We start from the raw sequence: 14,806 nt of genomic DNA on the forward strand, positions 1-14,806 counted from the left end.
GGGGTGGCCCTTCTAGAGGAGGTACTGGGACAGGCCGCGCGGCACGTACCGGCCGTGACCGGCGCGCCCGCGGTAGCCGGTCTCGTCCACCACCACCGTCCCGCGCGAGAGGACGACGTCGACGTGCCCGTCGATCTCGTACCCCTCCCACGCCGAGTGGTCCATGTTCATGTGGTGCGTCTTGCCGACGCCGATCGACGTGTGCCCGGCGGGGTCGTAGACCACGACGTCGGCGTCGGCACCCGGGGCGACGACCCCCTTCTGTCCGTAGATGCCGAACATCCGGGCGGGCGTCGTGGAGGTCAGCTCCACCCACCGCTCGAGCGTGATCTGCCCCGTGACGACCCCCTGGTACATGAGGTCCATCCGGTGCTCGATCGAGCCGATCCCGTTCGGGATGGCGCGGAAGTCCCCGACCCCCAGGTCCTTCTGGCCCTTCATGCAGAAGGGGCAGTGGTCGGTGCTGACCATCTGCAGGTCGTTGGTCCGCAGCGCCTGCCACATGTGCTCCTGGTGACCCTCGGCCCGCGAGCGCAGGGGTGTCGAGCACACCCACTTGGCGCCCTCGAAGCCTGGTGCTCCCAGCTGCTCCTCGAGGCTGAGGTACAGGTACTGCGGACACGTCTCGCCGAACACGTTCTTGCCGGCGTCGCGGGCCCAGGCCAGCTGGGCGACCGCCTGCTTGGCGCTCACGTGAACGACGTACAGCGGGGCGCCCGTGACGTCGGCGAGCATGATCGCCCGGTGCGTGGCCTCCTCCTCGAGCTGCCAGGCGCGCGCGATGCCGTGGTAGTACGGGTCGGTCTTGCCCTGCGCGACCAGCTGGGCGGCGAGCACGTCGATGGCCGGCCCGTTCTCCGCGTGCATCATGGTGAGCAGGCCGAGGTCGGCCGCCTTCTGCATGGCCCGCAGGATCTGCGCGTCGTCCGAGTAGAAGACGCCGGGGTACGCCATGAAGAGCTTGTAGCTGGTGATGCCCTCGGCGACGAGTCCCTCCATCGCCTTGAGCGAGTCCTCGTCGACGCCGCCGATGATCTGGTGGAAGCCGTAGTCGATCGCGCAGTTGCCGGCGGCCTTCTCGTGCCAGGCGCCGAGCCCGTCCATGACCCGCTCGCCCGTGCGCTGCACGGCGAAGTCGATGATCGTCGTGGTGCCGCCCCACGCCGCGGCCCGGGTGCCCGTCTCGAACGTGTCCGAGGCGTTGGTGCCGCCGAACGGCAGCTCCATGTGGGTGTGCGCGTCGATCCCGCCCGGGATGACGTACCTTCCGGTCGCGTCGATGACCTGGTCGACGTTCGCGGCGAGGTCGAAGCCGAGCAGCGTCGAGCCCGGGCTGAGCACGGCCGCGACCGTCTCGCCGTCGATCAGCACGTCCGCGGCCGACCGACCTGTCGCGCTGACGACGGTGCCGCCCGTGATGAGCGTCTTCATCTCACGTCCCCCTTCTCAGGGCGCCACGATGGGGCCGTAGGCCTCGGGCCGGCGGTCGCGGAAGAACTGCCACCGCTCACGCACGATCCGGACCTGGTCCAGGTCGAGGTCGCGGACGAGGAGCTGGTTCTCGCTGGACGAGCCCACCTCGCCGACGTAGTTGCCGTCGGGGCCGACGGCGTACGACGAGCCGTAGAAGTTGACGGCCTGGTCGCCGTACTCGTTGTCCTCGAGCCCCACGCGGTTGTTGGCGACGACGAAGTAGCCGTTGGCCACCGCCGCGGCGGGCTGCTCGATCTCCCACAGCTTGTTGGAGATCCCCGGGGCGGTCGCGTTCGGGTTGAACACGATCTCCGCGCCGTTCAGGGCCAGCACGCGCCAGCCCTCGGGGAAGTGCCGGTCGTAGCAGATGTTCACACCGATCTTGCCGACGGCCGTCTCGAACACCGGGTACCCGAGGTTGCCGGGCCGGAAGTAGAACTTCTCCCAGAACTTGGGCAGGTTCGGGATGTGGTGCTTGCGGTACTTGCCCAGGTAGCTGCCGTCCGCGTCGATCACGGCGGCCGTGTTGTACAGGACGCCGGGCTGCTCCTCCTCGTACACCGGCAGCACGATGACGATCCCCAGCTCCTTGGCCAGGGCGGAGAACCGCTCGGTGGTCGGCCCCGGCACGGACTCGGCGTAGTCGTAGTAGGCCGTGTCCTGCGTGATCCCGAAGTACGGGCCGTAGAACAGCTCCTGGAAGGCGATGACCTGGGCGCCCTGCGACGCGGCCTCGCGCGTCCAGGCCTCGTGGAGCGCGGTCATCGACTCCTTGTCGCCCGTCCAGGTGGCCTGGGTGAACGCGACGCGTACGACGGTCATAGGGCTGCTCCGTTCGTCTCATCTTGACCGGCCTCGGAGCCCTACGCGGCGCCTGAGTGCCCGTTCTGGCACCGTAGCCTGGAATGTGACTGTCGGGGTTGAACATTTCTGCGGCGTTACTCCCCGTTACCTGGACGCGAACATCGATGACGCGCACGTAAACACTTCGAGCCGCTCCCGGTCGCGACGACGGTCGGCCCCGGTCCACCCGCCGCGGACCGGCATCCTGGCGCCCATGGACCTCGCCGCGTACGTCGACGACCGCAGCCCGCGCGGCATCGCGGCGACCGTGGCGCGCCTGGTCCGAGGCGGTGACCTGCGCCCCGGCGACCGCCTGCCCACGGTCCGCACGCTCGCCGCCGAGCTCGGCGTCAGCCCGGCGACCGTGAGCGGCGCGTGGCAGGCGCTCGCGGCGGTCGGCATCGTCATCTCCCGCGGGAGGGCCGGGACCGTCGTGCTCCCGCCGCCCGCCAGCTGGTTGCCGCCGCGTTACCGCGACCTCGCCGGCGGGGCGCCGGCGCGGCTCGACCTGTCGACCGGCACCCCGGACCCCGAGCTCCTCCCCCTCATCGGCCCCGCTCTCGCCCGCGTCGCGCTGCAGCGCCCGGCCGCCGACACGGGCGCCTACCTCGCCGCCCCCGTCGTCCCCGCCCTCGAGGAGCTGCTGCGCGAGTCCTGGCCGTTCGCCGCCCAACGGATCACGGTGGTCGACGGCGCGCTCGACGCGATCAGCCGCACGCTCGAACGCGTCGCGGGCTACGGCTCGCGGGTGGCCGTCGAGGATCCCGGCTTCCCGCCGCTGTTCGACCTGCTCGACCAGCTGGGCCTCGAGCGCGTGCCCGTCACGCTCGACCGGCAGGGCATGCGCCCGGACGAGCTGGACCGGGCGCTCGCGGGCGGCGCGCGCGTCGTGGTCCTGCAGCCCCGCGCCCACAACCCGACGGCCGTGAGCATGACCTCGACCCGCGCCCGCGAGCTCGCCGCGGTCCTGCGCAAGCACGACGCGCTCGTCGTCGAGGACGACCACTCCGGCGAGATCGCGTCCGCCCGCGACGTCAGCCTGGGCGCCCTGCTGCCCGACCGCGTGGTCCACGTCCGCTCGTACTCCAAGTCCCACGGCCCGGACCTGCGGATCGCCGCCGTCGGCGGCCCCGCGGCGGTCCTCGACAGCCTCGTGGCCCGCCGGATGCTCGGTCCGGGCTGGACCAGCCGCCTGCTGCAGCACGTCCTCGTCGACCTCCTCACGGACGGCGGCGCCATCGAGGCCGTCGCCCATGCTCGGCGTGTGTACTTCGCCCGCCGCCGGGCTCTGCGCGAGGCCCTCGCCGGCCACGGCATCGCGCTCGAGCCGGGAGACGGCATCAACCTCTGGCTGCCCGTCCACGACGAGCGGACCGCCCTGGTCCGCCTCGAGGCCGCCGGCATCCGCGTCGCACCCGGCAGCCCGTTCTCCGCCGAGGGCACCCCCTCCCCGGCGATCGCCGCTCCCGGCGCACGTGCCACCCGCGAGAGCGGCGACCACGTCCGCGTCACGGTCGGCCTCCTGGGCGCCGAGGTCGACGACGTCGCCCGGGCCCTGGCACTGGCGTCGGCCCCCTGACGCGTTCGAGGGCGGCGGCGGCGCTCCCGCGCTCCGGCAGGTCGAGCCCCACGAGCGCCCGAGGAGCGAGCGGGATCCGGAACCTCCCCGAGCTCCGGATCCCGCTCCGCTCCGTTGCCGCACCTCCGGCGTCGAACGTGTGTTCGATGCTACAAACACCCGTCGGTCCGGTCAACCCCCGGTCCCGCGTGTCGGCGTGGGGCCTGCCACGTCCCCGCTTGCAGACCTGGCAGGTCACAGGCCTACTCTGTGCGCGGAACCTGACCGGATGTGGTCGGGTCGCGCCGCCCGGCTGTGGGTGGCCCTCCGGAGGTGCGACGTGCACCCCACCCCACGCGCGGACGATGCACCGCCGCGCGCACCGCGAGCACCCCGGAGCCAGCATCCCCATGCACAGAACTCGGATCGCCGTCGTCGCCCTCGCGGCAGCGAGCGCGCTCGCCGCGTGCTCGGCGCAGGCCACCCCGGAGGCGGCCGGCACCCCGACCGCCGCGAGCAGCGCGTCCTTCGCGCCCGTCACGCTCGACAACTGCGGCACAACGGTGACCGTCGACGCGCCGCCGACCAAGGTCGTCACCATCAAGTCCACGGCGACCGAGATGCTGCTCGCGCTCGGCCTGCAGGACGTGATGATCGGCACGGCGTTCGCGGACGGTCCGGTCCCGGCCGACGAGCAGGCTGCGTACGACGAGATCCCGGTGATCTCGGACAAGGTGCCGGGCCAGGAGGCGCTGCTCGCGCTGGAGCCCGACTTCGTCTACGGCGGCTGGGAGTCCAACTTCTCCGCCGACGGCGCAGGCGACCGCGCGGCCCTGGAGAACCTCGGCATCGGCACCTACGTCTCCCCCGCGGCGTGCAAGGAGGAGGGCTACATGCCCGATCCGCTGACGTTCGAGAAGGTGGACGACGAGATCCGCGAGGTCGCCGCGATCTTCGGCGTGCAGGACCGGGCCGAGGAGCTCATCGCCGAGCAGAAGGCGACGCTCGAGAGCGCGACGAAGCCGACGAGCGAGACGACGGCCCTCTGGTACAGCTCGGGCTCGGACACCCCGTACGTCGGGGCGGGCATCGGCGCGCCGCAGATGATGATGGACGCCGCGGGCCTGACCAACATCTTCGCGGACGTGCACGACACGTGGACGTCGGCAGGCTGGGAGCAGGTCGTCGCGGCCGACCCGGACGTCATCGTGCTCGTCGACGCCAGCTGGAACACCGCCGCCAAGAAGGTCGAGCTGCTCGAGGCCAACCCCGCGACCAACCAGCTGACTGCCGTCAAGGAGCACCGCTACCTGACCATCCCGTTCCCGGCGTCCGAGGCGGGCGTGCGCAACGCGGATGCGGTGAAGTCGCTCGACGACCAGCTCGCCGCGCTGGGGTGAAGAGCCGGACACCGCTGACGCTGCTGGTCGCCGCCGGGATCGCAGCGCTCGTCCTGACGGTGCTGGTCGCCGTGACCATCGGGCCGGCGGACCTGAGCGTGGCCGAGGTCGCCCGGAGCATCGGCGGGCACCTCGGCCTGCCGGTGCAGCCGGTCCCGCGCCTGCACGACGCGATCGTGTGGGACCTGCGGCTGCCCCGCGTGCTGACCGCGGCCGCCGTCGGTGCGGGGCTCGCGCTCGCCGGCGCCGTCATGCAGAGCCTGACCCGCAACCCGCTGGCGGACCCGTACCTGCTCGGGCTGTCGTCGGGCGCGTCGCTCGGCGCGGTCGCGGTGCTCGTGGTCGGCGTGAGCCTGCTGCTGCCCGTCGCGGCGTTCGCGGGGGCGCTCGTGGCCCTCGTCGCGACCCTCGCGCTGGCGCGCACGGGCGGCTCGCTCGCGCCGGGCCGGACCGTCCTGGCCGGCCTCGCGGTCTCGCAGCTCGCCGCGGCCGGGACCAGCTTCGTCATCTTCTGGACCGCCACGGGCGACTCCTACCGCGAGATCCTCAACTGGCTGCTCGGCTCGCTGGCGGGCGCGACGTGGGGCTCGGTCGCGATCGCGGGGATCGCGGTCCTCGTCGTCGGCGCGGTCCTGCTGCTCAGCACCACCCGGCTCGACGCGTTCGCCTTCGGGGACACGTCCGCGGCCGCGCTCGGCATCGACGTCGACCGCACGCGCTGGACCCTCATGACCGTGGTCGCGCTGCTGACGGGCGCGATGGTCGCGGTGAGCGGCGCGATCGGCTTCGTCGGCCTGATCCTGCCCCACGCGGTCTCGTCGCTCACGGGGCCTGCGCACCGACGGCTCCTGCCCGTCGCGGCCCTCAGCGGCGCCGTGTTCCTGGTCTGGGCGGACACACTCGCTCGCACGCTCTTCGACCCGCGCGAGCTCCCGGTCGGTATCGTCACCGCCCTCATCGGCGTCCCCGTCTTCGCCTACCTGCTGCGGCGCGGGAGGGGGACGGCATGGACCTGACCCTCGACGGCGTCGGCACACGCTTGGGCGGGCGCTGGGTGGTGGACGGCATCGACGCGACTCCCCCGGCGGGGCACCTCACCGGGCTGCTCGGCCCCAACGGCGCGGGCAAGACGACGCTGCTCCGGCTCATCGCGGGCCTGCTGACTCCCGAGAAGGGCGGCGTGCTGGTGGAGGCCACCCCGGTCCACCACCTGCCGCGGAAGGGCCGCGCGCAACGGATCGCCCTGCTCGAGCAGGAGTCGACCAGCTCGGTCCCCCTCACGGTCCGCGAGGTCGTGTCGCTCGGCCGCATCCCCTACCGGAGCCTGTGGGGCAGCGACCCCGACGACGCCGCGATCGACCGCGCCCTGGTGAGCGCGCAGGCCGACCACCTGGCCGAGCGCGCCTGGTCCTCCCTGTCCGGCGGCGAGCGGCAGCGCGTGCAGATCGCGCGGGCGCTCGCGCAGGAGCCGGACCTGCTGCTCCTCGACGAGCCCACCAACCACCTCGACGTCAGCGCGCAGCTCAGCCTGCTCGCGTTCGTGCGGGACCTGGGCACGACGACCGTCGCGGCGCTGCACGACCTCAACCTCGCGGCGGCGTTCTGCGAGCACGTGCTCGTCCTGTCCGACGGGCACCTCGCGGCGGCCGGTCACCCGCGCGACGTCCTGCGCCCGGACCTGCTGCGCGAGGTCTACGGCGTCGAGGCCGACGTGCTCGAGCACCCCCGGACGGGTCGTCCCGTCATCGCGTTCCACGAGCCTCGGAGGCCCGCGTGAAGGTCACCGTCCTGTCCGGCGGCGTCGGCGGCGCACGCTTCACTCGCGGTCTGCGCGAGCTGGCCCGTGCCGAGATCACGGTGGTCGCCAACACCGGCGACGACATGTGGCTGCACGGTGTGCGCGTCTGCCCCGACCTCGACACGCTCCTGTACACGCTCGGCGGCGCGGTGCACGAGGACCAGGGCTGGGGCCGGCGGGACGAGTCCCGGCGGGTGAGCGACGACCTGCAGGCGTACGGCCTCGGCTGGGAGTGGTTCACGCTCGGCGACCTCGACCTCGCGACCCACCTCGCCCGCACCGAGCTGCTGCGCGCCGGGCTGCCGCTGTCGCAGGTCACGGCACGGCTCGCCGGGCGCTGGCAGCCGGGCGTCACGCTGCTGCCGATGACCGACGACGAGGTCGAGACGCACGTCGTCGTCGAGGACGGCCGGACCATGCACTTCGAGGAGTGGTGGGTCCGGCACCGTGCCGCCCTGCCCGCGACGAGCTTCGTGCAGACGAACCTCGCGGCCTCGCGGCCCGCGCCCGGCGTGCTGGAGGCGATCGCCGAGGCCGACGTCGTCGTGGTCCCGCCGTCGAACCCGGTGGTCTCCGTCGGCACGATCCTGGCGATCCCCGGCATCCGCGACGCGCTGCGCAGCACGGCCGCGCCGGTGGTCGGCATCAGCCCCGTGATCGGCGGTGCACCGGTGCGCGGCATGGCGGACGCGTGCCTCGCCGCGATCGGCGTCGAGACCACCGCGCTCGCCGTGGCGCAGCACTACGGCCGGCGCCCGGACGGCATCCTCGACGCGTGGCTCGTCGACGAGCGCGACGCCGACGCCGTGCCCGCGCTGCGCGCCGCGGGCTTCACCGCGGACGCCACCGGCACGCTCATGACCGACGTGCCGGCGACCGCCCGCATCGCGGCGGCCGCCCTCGCCCTGGTCGACCGCTAGGACCCCAGGGGGACCTCGACCCCGGACGCCGTCACGACGCGGTGCACGAAGTCGAGCTTGCGGGCCACCGGCGCGGCGATCGTGAACGGGTACAGGTCGCTCTTGCCCATCGCGCGGTTGACGCGGTTGAGGAACGTGGAGACCGGGAGCCAGTCGGCCAGGATCTCGTCCATCGTCGCGTCGGCGTAGCTGGTCCGGGGCCGCACCTCACCGTCGGCGATCTGCGGCACACCCTCGACGTGGACCGTCAGCCGGCCCGCCGCCGCCGTCTGCAGGGTGCTCGTGAGGTGCAGGTAGTGCGCGAAGCACTCCGCGAAGTCCTCCCACGGGTGCATCGTCGCGTACTCGGAGATGAAGCTCTCGGCCCAGTCCCGCGGCGCTCCCGTGCGGTAGTGCCGGGCGATCGCGTCGCGGTACGAGGCCCGCTCGTCGCCGAAGATCGTCCGGCACTCGTCGATCCAGCCCGTCTGCTCGACCAGGATCCACTCGTAGTAGTGCCCGACCTCGTGGCGGAAGTGGCCGAGCATCGTCCGGTACGGCTCGCCCAGGCTGATCCGCAGCGCCTCGCGGTGCGCGTCCAGCGACTCGGCGAGGTCGATGGTGACGATGCCGTTGGCGTGCCCGATCGTCACGCGCGTGCCGTCGGACCGCGACGAGAGCAGGTCGAAGCCGAGGCCACCCGGTTTCTCGAACCAGGGCGCGACCGGCAGCCCGAGGTCGGCCAGCTGCACGAGCAGCCGTCGCTCGTCGCCCGACGCGGTCGCCAGCTTCTCCAGCGCGAGGGTGTCGTCGTTGCTCGGCCGGGTGCGGATCAGTCGGCACGCGACGCAGCGGCCGGAGCCCGAGTCGGCGGCGGCGAGCCAGTTGCACCCCCAGCTGCGGTTGGTGCACGGGAACCACCACGCGCCATCGACGTCGGTGCCCTGCGCGGGCGCCTGCCGCATGGTCAGCGTCGGCGGGTGCAGCCCCAGCTCCAGCCCGCAGGCGTCGCACGCGGTGGTCTCGATGAAGGCGACGCTCCCGCAGCGGGGGCAACGGTAGAGGCGCACGCGCTGACGCTAGCCCACGCGCGACGCGGCTCAGGCCAGGTCGAGCGCGAGGCGCGTCGCCGGGCCGACGCCCAGCCGCTCGACCTCCGCCAGGTCGTCCGCCACGTCGACGTCGCGCCGCGCGGTCGAGGTGGCGGGCACGGTCAGCCGGACGTGCCCGGCCAGCTCGTGCGCGGCGGCCGAACCTGCCCCGAACCGCGGCTCGAGCGGCAGCCCGGGCAGCGCCGTGAGGACGGTCGTCCCGGTGCCGTCGGCGTCCGCGACCACGGCCCGGTCGTGCGCGCCGGCCATGCTGAGGGCGTCGGCAAGGTCGGCCGGCCGCAGCGCGGGCAGGTCGCCCAGCAGCACCGCGACCCCGGCGTCCAGCTGCCGGGCGCGGTCGATCCCCGCGCGCACGGCCGCGTTCAGGCCCCCGCCGGGCTCGTCGACGAGGTCCACGGAGGACGCGAGCAGCGTCCGCAGCTCGGCGTCGGCGGTCACGACGACCACCCGTTCGACGCCCTCGGCGGCCGACGCCGCGGCGATCGTGTCGAGGGCCATCGCCCGCACCAGCCGCTCGCGCGACGCGGGCGACAACGAGCCGGCCAGCCGCGTCTTGCCCTCGGCGGCCGGCTTCACGGGAACCACGACGACCCATCGCACGGGCGCATCCTCCCCCACTCGCGAGAGGATGCCGTCATGACGCTCTGGCTCACCGGCGACCCGACCGCCGACCAGCTCCTGACCGACGACCCGTTCGCGCTGCTCATCGGCATGCTCCTCGACCAGCAGTACCCGATGGAGGCGGCGTTCGGCGGACCCGCCAAAATCGCCGCCCGCATGGACGGCCTCGACGTGCACCGCATCGCGGAGGCCGACCCGTCGGAGTTCGCCTCGCTGTGCGCCACGCCCCCGGCGGTGCACCGCTACCCCGGCTCGATGGCCGGCCGGATCCAGGGCGTCGCCGCCGCTCTGGTCGAGCAGTACGACGGCGACGTCACGCGCCTGTGGACCGACGGCGACCCCGACGGTGCCACGGTGCTGAAGCGGCTCAAGGCGCTGCCCGGCTTCGGGGACCAGAAGGCGCGCATCTTCCTGGCGCTCCTGGGCAAGCAGCGAGGCGTTCAGCCGGCGGGCTGGGCCGAGGCCGCCGGCGCCTACGGCGAGCCAGGGGCGCGACGGTCGATCGCCGACGTGACCGACCCGGTGTCGATGTCCGAGGTCCGTGCCACCAAGCAGGCCGCCAAGGCGGCCGCGAAGGCTACTGCTGGCCCCTGAGCGCGTCCTTCCAGCCCTGCGAGTACGCCTCGGCGCTGCCCTGCTGGAACATGTCTTCATCGCCGAGCCGCACGAGCACGCGCGCCCCCGGACCGTCGTCGTCGGTCACCAGGTGCCCGAGCCCGCGGACGACCGCGAGCGGCCGACCTTCGGCCTTGCCCTTGACCAGCTCGCCGGCGGACGCGATCTCGTCGGCCACCGCCGCCTGCGTCATCACGAGCGGCCGCCCGAAGGTGTCCACCTGACCCCGCAGGTCGTCGAGGACCACCAGCCCCGCGGCGCCGATCGCGATGTCGGTGACGCCTTGCCGCCACGGGCGCCCGGCGGTGTCCGTGACGACGACGCCGATCCGCGCGCCGAACGCCCGGGAGAGGCCGGCCCGCAGGCGCCGCGCGGACGCGTCGGGGTCGAGGGGCAGCAGCAGCACGGTGCCCTCGGGCGTGTTCGACGCGTCGACGCCGGCGGCCGCCATGACCAGCCCCAGCCGGTTCTCGACGATCCGCGTGACTCCGGTCGAGTGCTCGCGGGTGGCGACGACGCGCACGGTCTCGTCGGTGATCGCCTGCTCGCGGTCGTCGGCGGACACGACGCGGCCCTCGGCCTTGGAGACGACCTTCGACGTGAGCACGAGGATGTCGCCGTCGACGGGCGGGTCGTCGCGCAGCAGGTCGGCCAGGAGGGCGACGAGGTCGTCCCCCGGCGCGATCTCCGGCAGGCCGTCGGGCGCCCAGACCTCGAGGCGCGAGCTCATCGCACCAGCTTGGGCAGCACGTCCGCCCCGAACGTCTCGATCCACTCGCGCTGGTTGCGGCCGACGTTGTGCAGGTAGATCCGGTCGAACCCGAGGTCGACGTACTTCTGGATCTCGGCGCGGTGCACGTCGGGGTCGGCCGAGATGACCATCCGGCCCTCGAAGTCCTCCGGGCGCACCAGCTTCGCCATCTGCTCGAAGTCGAACGGCGAGCGGATGTCGGCCTTGGGGAACTTCATGCCGCCGTTGGGCCACTCGTGCATGGCGTGCGCGAGCGCGAGCTCGTCGGTCTCGGCCCACGAGAGGTGCAGCTGCAGCACCTTCGGCATCGCGTCCGGGTCCTTGCCGGCCTCGCGGGCGCCCTCGTCGAACTTGCCGAACAGCCCGGAGATCTTCTCCAGCGGCGCCCCGACCGTGATGAGACCGTCGGCCAGGCGTCCGGCGCGCTTCGCGGTCACCGGGCCGGCGGTGGCGACCAGGATCTCGGGCGCGACCTCCGGCATGGTCCACAGCCGCGTCGACTCGAGCTTGTAGAACTGCCCGGCGTGCTTGACGTCCTTGCCCGCGATCGACGACGAGAACAGCTTCTTGATGATCTCGATCGCCTCGAACATGCGGTTGATCCGCTCGGGCGCCTCGGGCCAGTAGCCGGCGACGATGTGCTCGTTGAGCGCCTCGCCGGAACCCAGGCCGAGCCAGTGCCGCCCGGGGTACATCGCGGCCAGCGTCGCGGACGCCTGCGCGACCATCGCGGGGTGCCAGCGGAACGTCGGCGCGGTGACGCCGGGGCCGATGTCGCCGGTCGTGCGCTCGCCCAGCGCGGTCAGCACGTTCCAGACGAAGGCCGCCTGCCCCTGCGCGGGCACCCACGGCTGGTAGTGGTCGGCCGCCATGACGCCGGAGAACCCGTGGGCCTCCGCGTGGGCGGACAGGTCGACCGCCTCGGTGGGGTGGAACTGCTCGAGCATCGCCGCGTACCCGACCGTGAGGCCGTCCGCCGTGACCTGTGCCATCAACACTCCTGTCCACGGGGGTCCGCGGTGCTCCGCGAGGTCATCCCCTCCCTCACCCTAAGCGCGGACGGCGGCCGGGAGCGCGGGGAGCGGCTGGCGGTAGAGCCAGTCGTCGAGCAGCGGTCCGAGGAACATCCCGACCACCTCGCTCGCGGTCGCCACGAACAGCTCGGTGCTCACCGACCCGTGCCGGAACCGCAGGGTCCACGTGCGCAGGATGTCGAAGAACGCCGTGTCACCGACCGCCAGCCGCAGGGCGTGCAGGGTCAGGGCGCCGCGCTTGTAGAGACGGTCGTCGAACATGGCGCGCGGACCGGGGTCGCCGATCACCAGGTCCTGCGGCAGCCCCGACAAGCGCGCCCACGCGGCGCGCGCGTGGCGTTCCGCGGTCCAGCCGCCGGCCTCCTGCGACCACAGCCACTCGGCGTAGCAGGCGAACCCCTCGTGCAGCCAGATGTCCTTCCACCGCGAGACCGTCAGGCTGTTGCCGAACCACTGGTGCGCGAGCTCGTGCGCGACGAGCCGCTCGGACCCGCGCCGCCCGTCCATGTGGTTGGCGCCGAACACCGACAGCCCCTGCGCCTCGAGCGGGATCTCCAGGTCGTCGTCGGTGACCACGACCGTGTACCCGCCGAACGGGTATGGGCCGAACCGGTCCTCGAACAGCTGCATCATCTGCGGCTGACGCCCGAGGTCGTGCAGCGCGGCGGCGCGCAGGCGGGCGGGCACGAGCACCTCGCCACCGGAGACCGCCCGGCTGTACCGGCCGATCTGGACGGTGGCCAGGTAGGGCGCCATCGGCTCCCGCTGCTCGTAGACCCAGCGGATCCGGCCTGCCCGCGGCGTGCGCGACACCAGCCGCCCGTTCGCGACGACCTCGTAGCCCGCCTCGGCCGAGATGGTGATCCCGAACGTCGCCTTGTCCGCGGGGCTGTCGTGGCACGGGAACCAGCTGGGCGCGCCGTCCGGCTGCCCGGCGACGATGACCCCGTCCTCGAGCTCCTCCCAGCCGACCTCTCCCCACGGCCCGTGCACCGGCCCCGGCTGGCCGGCGTAGTGCACCTCGACGGCGAGCTCGGTCCCGGCGGGCACCTCGCGGCCCAGCCGGACGACGAGCCGGCCGCCGCGGTGCGTCCAGCGGTCGGGGCGCCGGCCGCCGACCAGGACGTGGGAGACGCGCAGCCCGTGCAGCTCGAGCGAGACCTTGTCGATCGGCCGCAGCGCGCGGGCGTGCACCACGGCGCGGCCGGCCAACCGGTTGGTGGCCACCCGGTACTCCAGCTCGAGCTCGTACCGGGCGACGTCGATGCCCCCCTCGGGCCGCCCAGGCAGGTAGGGGTCCTCCGGCGGGCTGCTCACGCGGGGGCCACCGGGTTGCCGGTCCACCGCGAGCCGGCGGGGATCGCGTCGCCGCGGAGCACGAGCGACGCCGGGCCCACGCGCGACCCGTCGTCCAGGCTCGCCGCCGGCAGCACGACCCCGTGCGGACCCAGGCTCGCCCCGCGCCCCAGCACCACCGTGTCCATGCTCATCACCCGATCATGGAACAGGTGAGTCTGCAGCACGCAGCCGCGGTTGACCGTGGCGGCGTCGCCGATCGTCACCAGGTCGGCCTCGGGCAGCCAGTACGTCTCGCACCACACCCCGCGGCCGATGTGCGCGCCGAGGGTCCGCAGCCAGACAGTGAGCGCGGGCGACCCGATGGTCGCCGGCCCCAACCACGGCACGGCGACGGACTCGAGGAACGTGTCCGCCAGCTCGTTGCGCCAGACGAACGAGCTCCACAGCGGGTGGTCACCCTCGCGCAGGCGGCCGACGAGCAGCCACTTGGCCGCCGTCGCCAGCGCGCAGGCCACGGCCGCGGCCAGCAGCACGACGACGGGCGAGACGAGCGCGGCCGCGCCGAGGCCCCAGCCGTCGAGCGCCGCCTGCAGGGCCAGCAGCACGAGGACCCCGAGCCCGAACGTGCAGATCACGGGCACGATCCGGCACAGCTCGACGAGCGCGCGGGCCACCCGCAGGCGGGTCGGCGGCTCGAACGTGCGGGCGTCGTCGGCCTCGCCGGCCACCCGCCGCAGCTTCACCGGGGGCGAGCCCAGCCAGCTCGTGCCGGCGCGGGCGTCCTCGGGCGTCGCGGACAGCACGGCCACGAGCCCCCTCTTGGGCACCGCCCGGCCGGGCGCGATCATCCCGGAGTTGCCGAGGAACGCGCGCTTGCCCACCTTGCTGCGCTCGACGCGCAGCCACCCGTGCCCCAGCTCGTAGGAGCCGATGAGGGTGTCGTCGGCGAGGAACGCACCGTCGCCCACCGACGTCATCGACGGGATCATCAGCGCGGTCGACGCCTCGACGTCGCGGCCGATGTCCGCGCCGAGCGCCCGCAGCCACGCCGGCGTCGCCATGCTCGAGTACAGCGGGAAGAGCGTCGTGCGGGCGTCGTCCATCAGCCGCAGGGTCGCCCAGATCTGCCAGCCGGTCCGGCTGCGCACCGCGTGGTAGCCCTCGCGCATGCCGAGCGCCAGCAGCCGCACGGCGACGAGCGTGACGACGGCGAGGACGACCACCATGGTGACGGCGCCGAGCGGCACCGCCCGGAGCGCGTCGGCCGCCGCGTCCTGCCAGGTGGCGGACCCTCGCAGGCCGAGACCGACCACGAGCAGCCCGCACGCGGCGGCGACCACGGGCAGGGCCGCGAGCGCGGCGGCCGTGGCGCCGTACACGGCCACCCAGCGGCGCCCGCGCGG

The 14,806-nt window shown here is 73.5% G+C and carries 14 protein-coding genes; 6 read left to right on the forward strand and 8 right to left on the reverse strand.

Features of this window, described 5'->3' with window-relative positions:
- Positions 1-12: 12 nt before the first annotated feature.
- Together hydA and AC1DT4_RS12545 are read right to left on the reverse strand one after the other, a co-directional pair.
- Complete coding sequence (gene hydA / locus AC1DT4_RS12540) at positions 13-1,431, reverse strand: dihydropyrimidinase (protein ID WP_477090123.1); 1,419 nt, start codon at positions 1,429-1,431, stop codon at positions 13-15.
- A gap of 15 nt (positions 1,432-1,446) precedes the next feature.
- Positions 1,447-2,295 (reverse strand): nitrilase-related carbon-nitrogen hydrolase, encoded by an 849-nt coding sequence (locus tag AC1DT4_RS12545; protein ID WP_477090124.1) that lies wholly within the window; start codon positions 2,293-2,295, stop codon positions 1,447-1,449.
- Positions 2,296-2,530: 235 nt separating this feature from the next.
- On the opposite strand from AC1DT4_RS12545, the gene AC1DT4_RS12550 reads away from it, so the two are divergent.
- The 5 genes from AC1DT4_RS12550 (at position 2,531) to cofD (ending at position 7,992) form a co-directional block, all read left to right on the forward strand.
- Positions 2,531-3,895, forward strand: a complete 1,365-nt coding sequence (locus tag AC1DT4_RS12550) for an aminotransferase-like domain-containing protein (RefSeq protein WP_477090125.1) — start codon at positions 2,531-2,533, stop codon at positions 3,893-3,895.
- Between the two features lie 389 nt (positions 3,896-4,284).
- Positions 4,285-5,274 (forward strand): putative F420-0 ABC transporter substrate-binding protein, encoded by a 990-nt coding sequence (locus tag AC1DT4_RS12555; protein WP_477090126.1) that lies wholly within the window; start codon positions 4,285-4,287, stop codon positions 5,272-5,274.
- Positions 5,271-6,290 (forward strand): putative F420-0 ABC transporter permease subunit, encoded by a 1,020-nt coding sequence (locus tag AC1DT4_RS12560; RefSeq protein ID WP_477090127.1) that lies wholly within the window; start codon positions 5,271-5,273, stop codon positions 6,288-6,290. Before AC1DT4_RS12555 ends, AC1DT4_RS12560 begins: the two co-directional genes overlap by 4 nt.
- The gene (locus tag AC1DT4_RS12565) at positions 6,281-7,051 is read left to right on the forward strand and encodes a putative F420-0 ABC transporter ATP-binding protein (RefSeq protein WP_477090128.1); all 771 of its coding nucleotides are present in this window, start codon (positions 6,281-6,283) and stop codon (positions 7,049-7,051) included. Before AC1DT4_RS12560 ends, AC1DT4_RS12565 begins: the two co-directional genes overlap by 10 nt.
- Positions 7,048-7,992: a 2-phospho-L-lactate transferase gene (gene cofD, locus AC1DT4_RS12570; protein WP_477090129.1), complete on the forward strand. Its 945-nt coding sequence runs from the start codon at positions 7,048-7,050 to the stop codon at positions 7,990-7,992. The genes AC1DT4_RS12565 and cofD overlap by 4 nt, the downstream gene beginning before the upstream one ends.
- Here cofD and AC1DT4_RS12575 read toward each other — a convergent pair.
- Both AC1DT4_RS12575 and cofC read right to left on the reverse strand, forming a co-directional pair.
- Positions 7,989-9,041, reverse strand: coding sequence for a zinc-binding metallopeptidase family protein (locus tag AC1DT4_RS12575; RefSeq protein ID WP_477090130.1), 1,053 nt, complete (start codon positions 9,039-9,041; stop codon positions 7,989-7,991). The genes cofD and AC1DT4_RS12575 overlap by 4 nt on opposite strands.
- A 30-nt stretch (positions 9,042-9,071) precedes the next feature.
- Positions 9,072-9,683 carry a 2-phospho-L-lactate guanylyltransferase gene (gene cofC / locus AC1DT4_RS12580; protein WP_477090131.1) on the reverse strand — a complete coding sequence of 204 codons (612 nt, stop codon included), beginning with the start codon at positions 9,681-9,683 and terminating at the stop codon, positions 9,072-9,074.
- 36 nt (positions 9,684-9,719) lie between these two features.
- Between cofC and AC1DT4_RS12585 the strand changes: the two genes are divergently transcribed.
- Complete coding sequence (locus AC1DT4_RS12585) at positions 9,720-10,298, forward strand: HhH-GPD-type base excision DNA repair protein (protein ID WP_477090132.1); 579 nt, start codon at positions 9,720-9,722, stop codon at positions 10,296-10,298.
- Here the strand turns inward: AC1DT4_RS12585 and AC1DT4_RS12590 are convergent.
- From AC1DT4_RS12590 to AC1DT4_RS12605, 4 genes are all read right to left on the reverse strand, one after another.
- A complete protein-coding gene (locus AC1DT4_RS12590; RefSeq protein ID WP_477090133.1) occupies positions 10,282-11,049 on the reverse strand; it encodes a coenzyme F420-0:L-glutamate ligase in 768 nt (255 codons plus the stop codon). The two genes, AC1DT4_RS12585 and AC1DT4_RS12590, sit on opposite strands and share 17 nt — an antisense overlap.
- On the reverse strand, positions 11,046-12,062 hold the full coding sequence (locus tag AC1DT4_RS12595) for a TIGR03557 family F420-dependent LLM class oxidoreductase (protein WP_477090134.1): 1,017 nt from the start codon (positions 12,060-12,062) through the stop codon (positions 11,046-11,048). The genes AC1DT4_RS12590 and AC1DT4_RS12595 overlap by 4 nt, the downstream gene beginning before the upstream one ends.
- Before the next feature lie 57 nt (positions 12,063-12,119).
- Positions 12,120-13,421, reverse strand: a complete 1,302-nt coding sequence (locus AC1DT4_RS12600) for a M1 family metallopeptidase (protein WP_477090135.1) — start codon at positions 13,419-13,421, stop codon at positions 12,120-12,122.
- Positions 13,418-14,806 (reverse strand): Pls/PosA family non-ribosomal peptide synthetase (locus tag AC1DT4_RS12605; RefSeq protein WP_477090136.1); only part of this gene is annotated, 1,389 nt, incomplete at its 5' end. The genes AC1DT4_RS12605 and AC1DT4_RS12600, both read right to left, overlap by 4 nt.

It is taken from the genome of Cellulomonas sp. P4_D11, from assembly GCF_056401915.1.

Bases quoted from the DNA above. Each gene is read 5' to 3' on its own strand.
- AC1DT4_RS12565 (WP_477090128.1), top strand. From the start codon at position 6,281: ATGGACCTGACCCTCGACGGCGTCGGCACACGCTTGGGCGGGCGCTGG.
- AC1DT4_RS12595 (WP_477090134.1), bottom strand. From the start codon at position 12,062: ATGGCACAGGTCACGGCGGACGGCCTCACGGTCGGGTACGCGGCGATG.
- AC1DT4_RS12550 (WP_477090125.1), top strand. From the start codon at position 2,531: ATGGACCTCGCCGCGTACGTCGACGACCGCAGCCCGCGCGGCATCGCG.
- AC1DT4_RS12590 (WP_477090133.1), bottom strand. From the start codon at position 11,049: ATGAGCTCGCGCCTCGAGGTCTGGGCGCCCGACGGCCTGCCGGAGATC.
- AC1DT4_RS12555 (WP_477090126.1), top strand. From the start codon at position 4,285: ATGCACAGAACTCGGATCGCCGTCGTCGCCCTCGCGGCAGCGAGCGCG.
- hydA (WP_477090123.1), bottom strand. From the start codon at position 1,431: ATGAAGACGCTCATCACGGGCGGCACCGTCGTCAGCGCGACAGGTCGG.
- AC1DT4_RS12585 (WP_477090132.1), top strand. From the start codon at position 9,720: ATGACGCTCTGGCTCACCGGCGACCCGACCGCCGACCAGCTCCTGACC.
- AC1DT4_RS12545 (WP_477090124.1), bottom strand. From the start codon at position 2,295: ATGACCGTCGTACGCGTCGCGTTCACCCAGGCCACCTGGACGGGCGAC.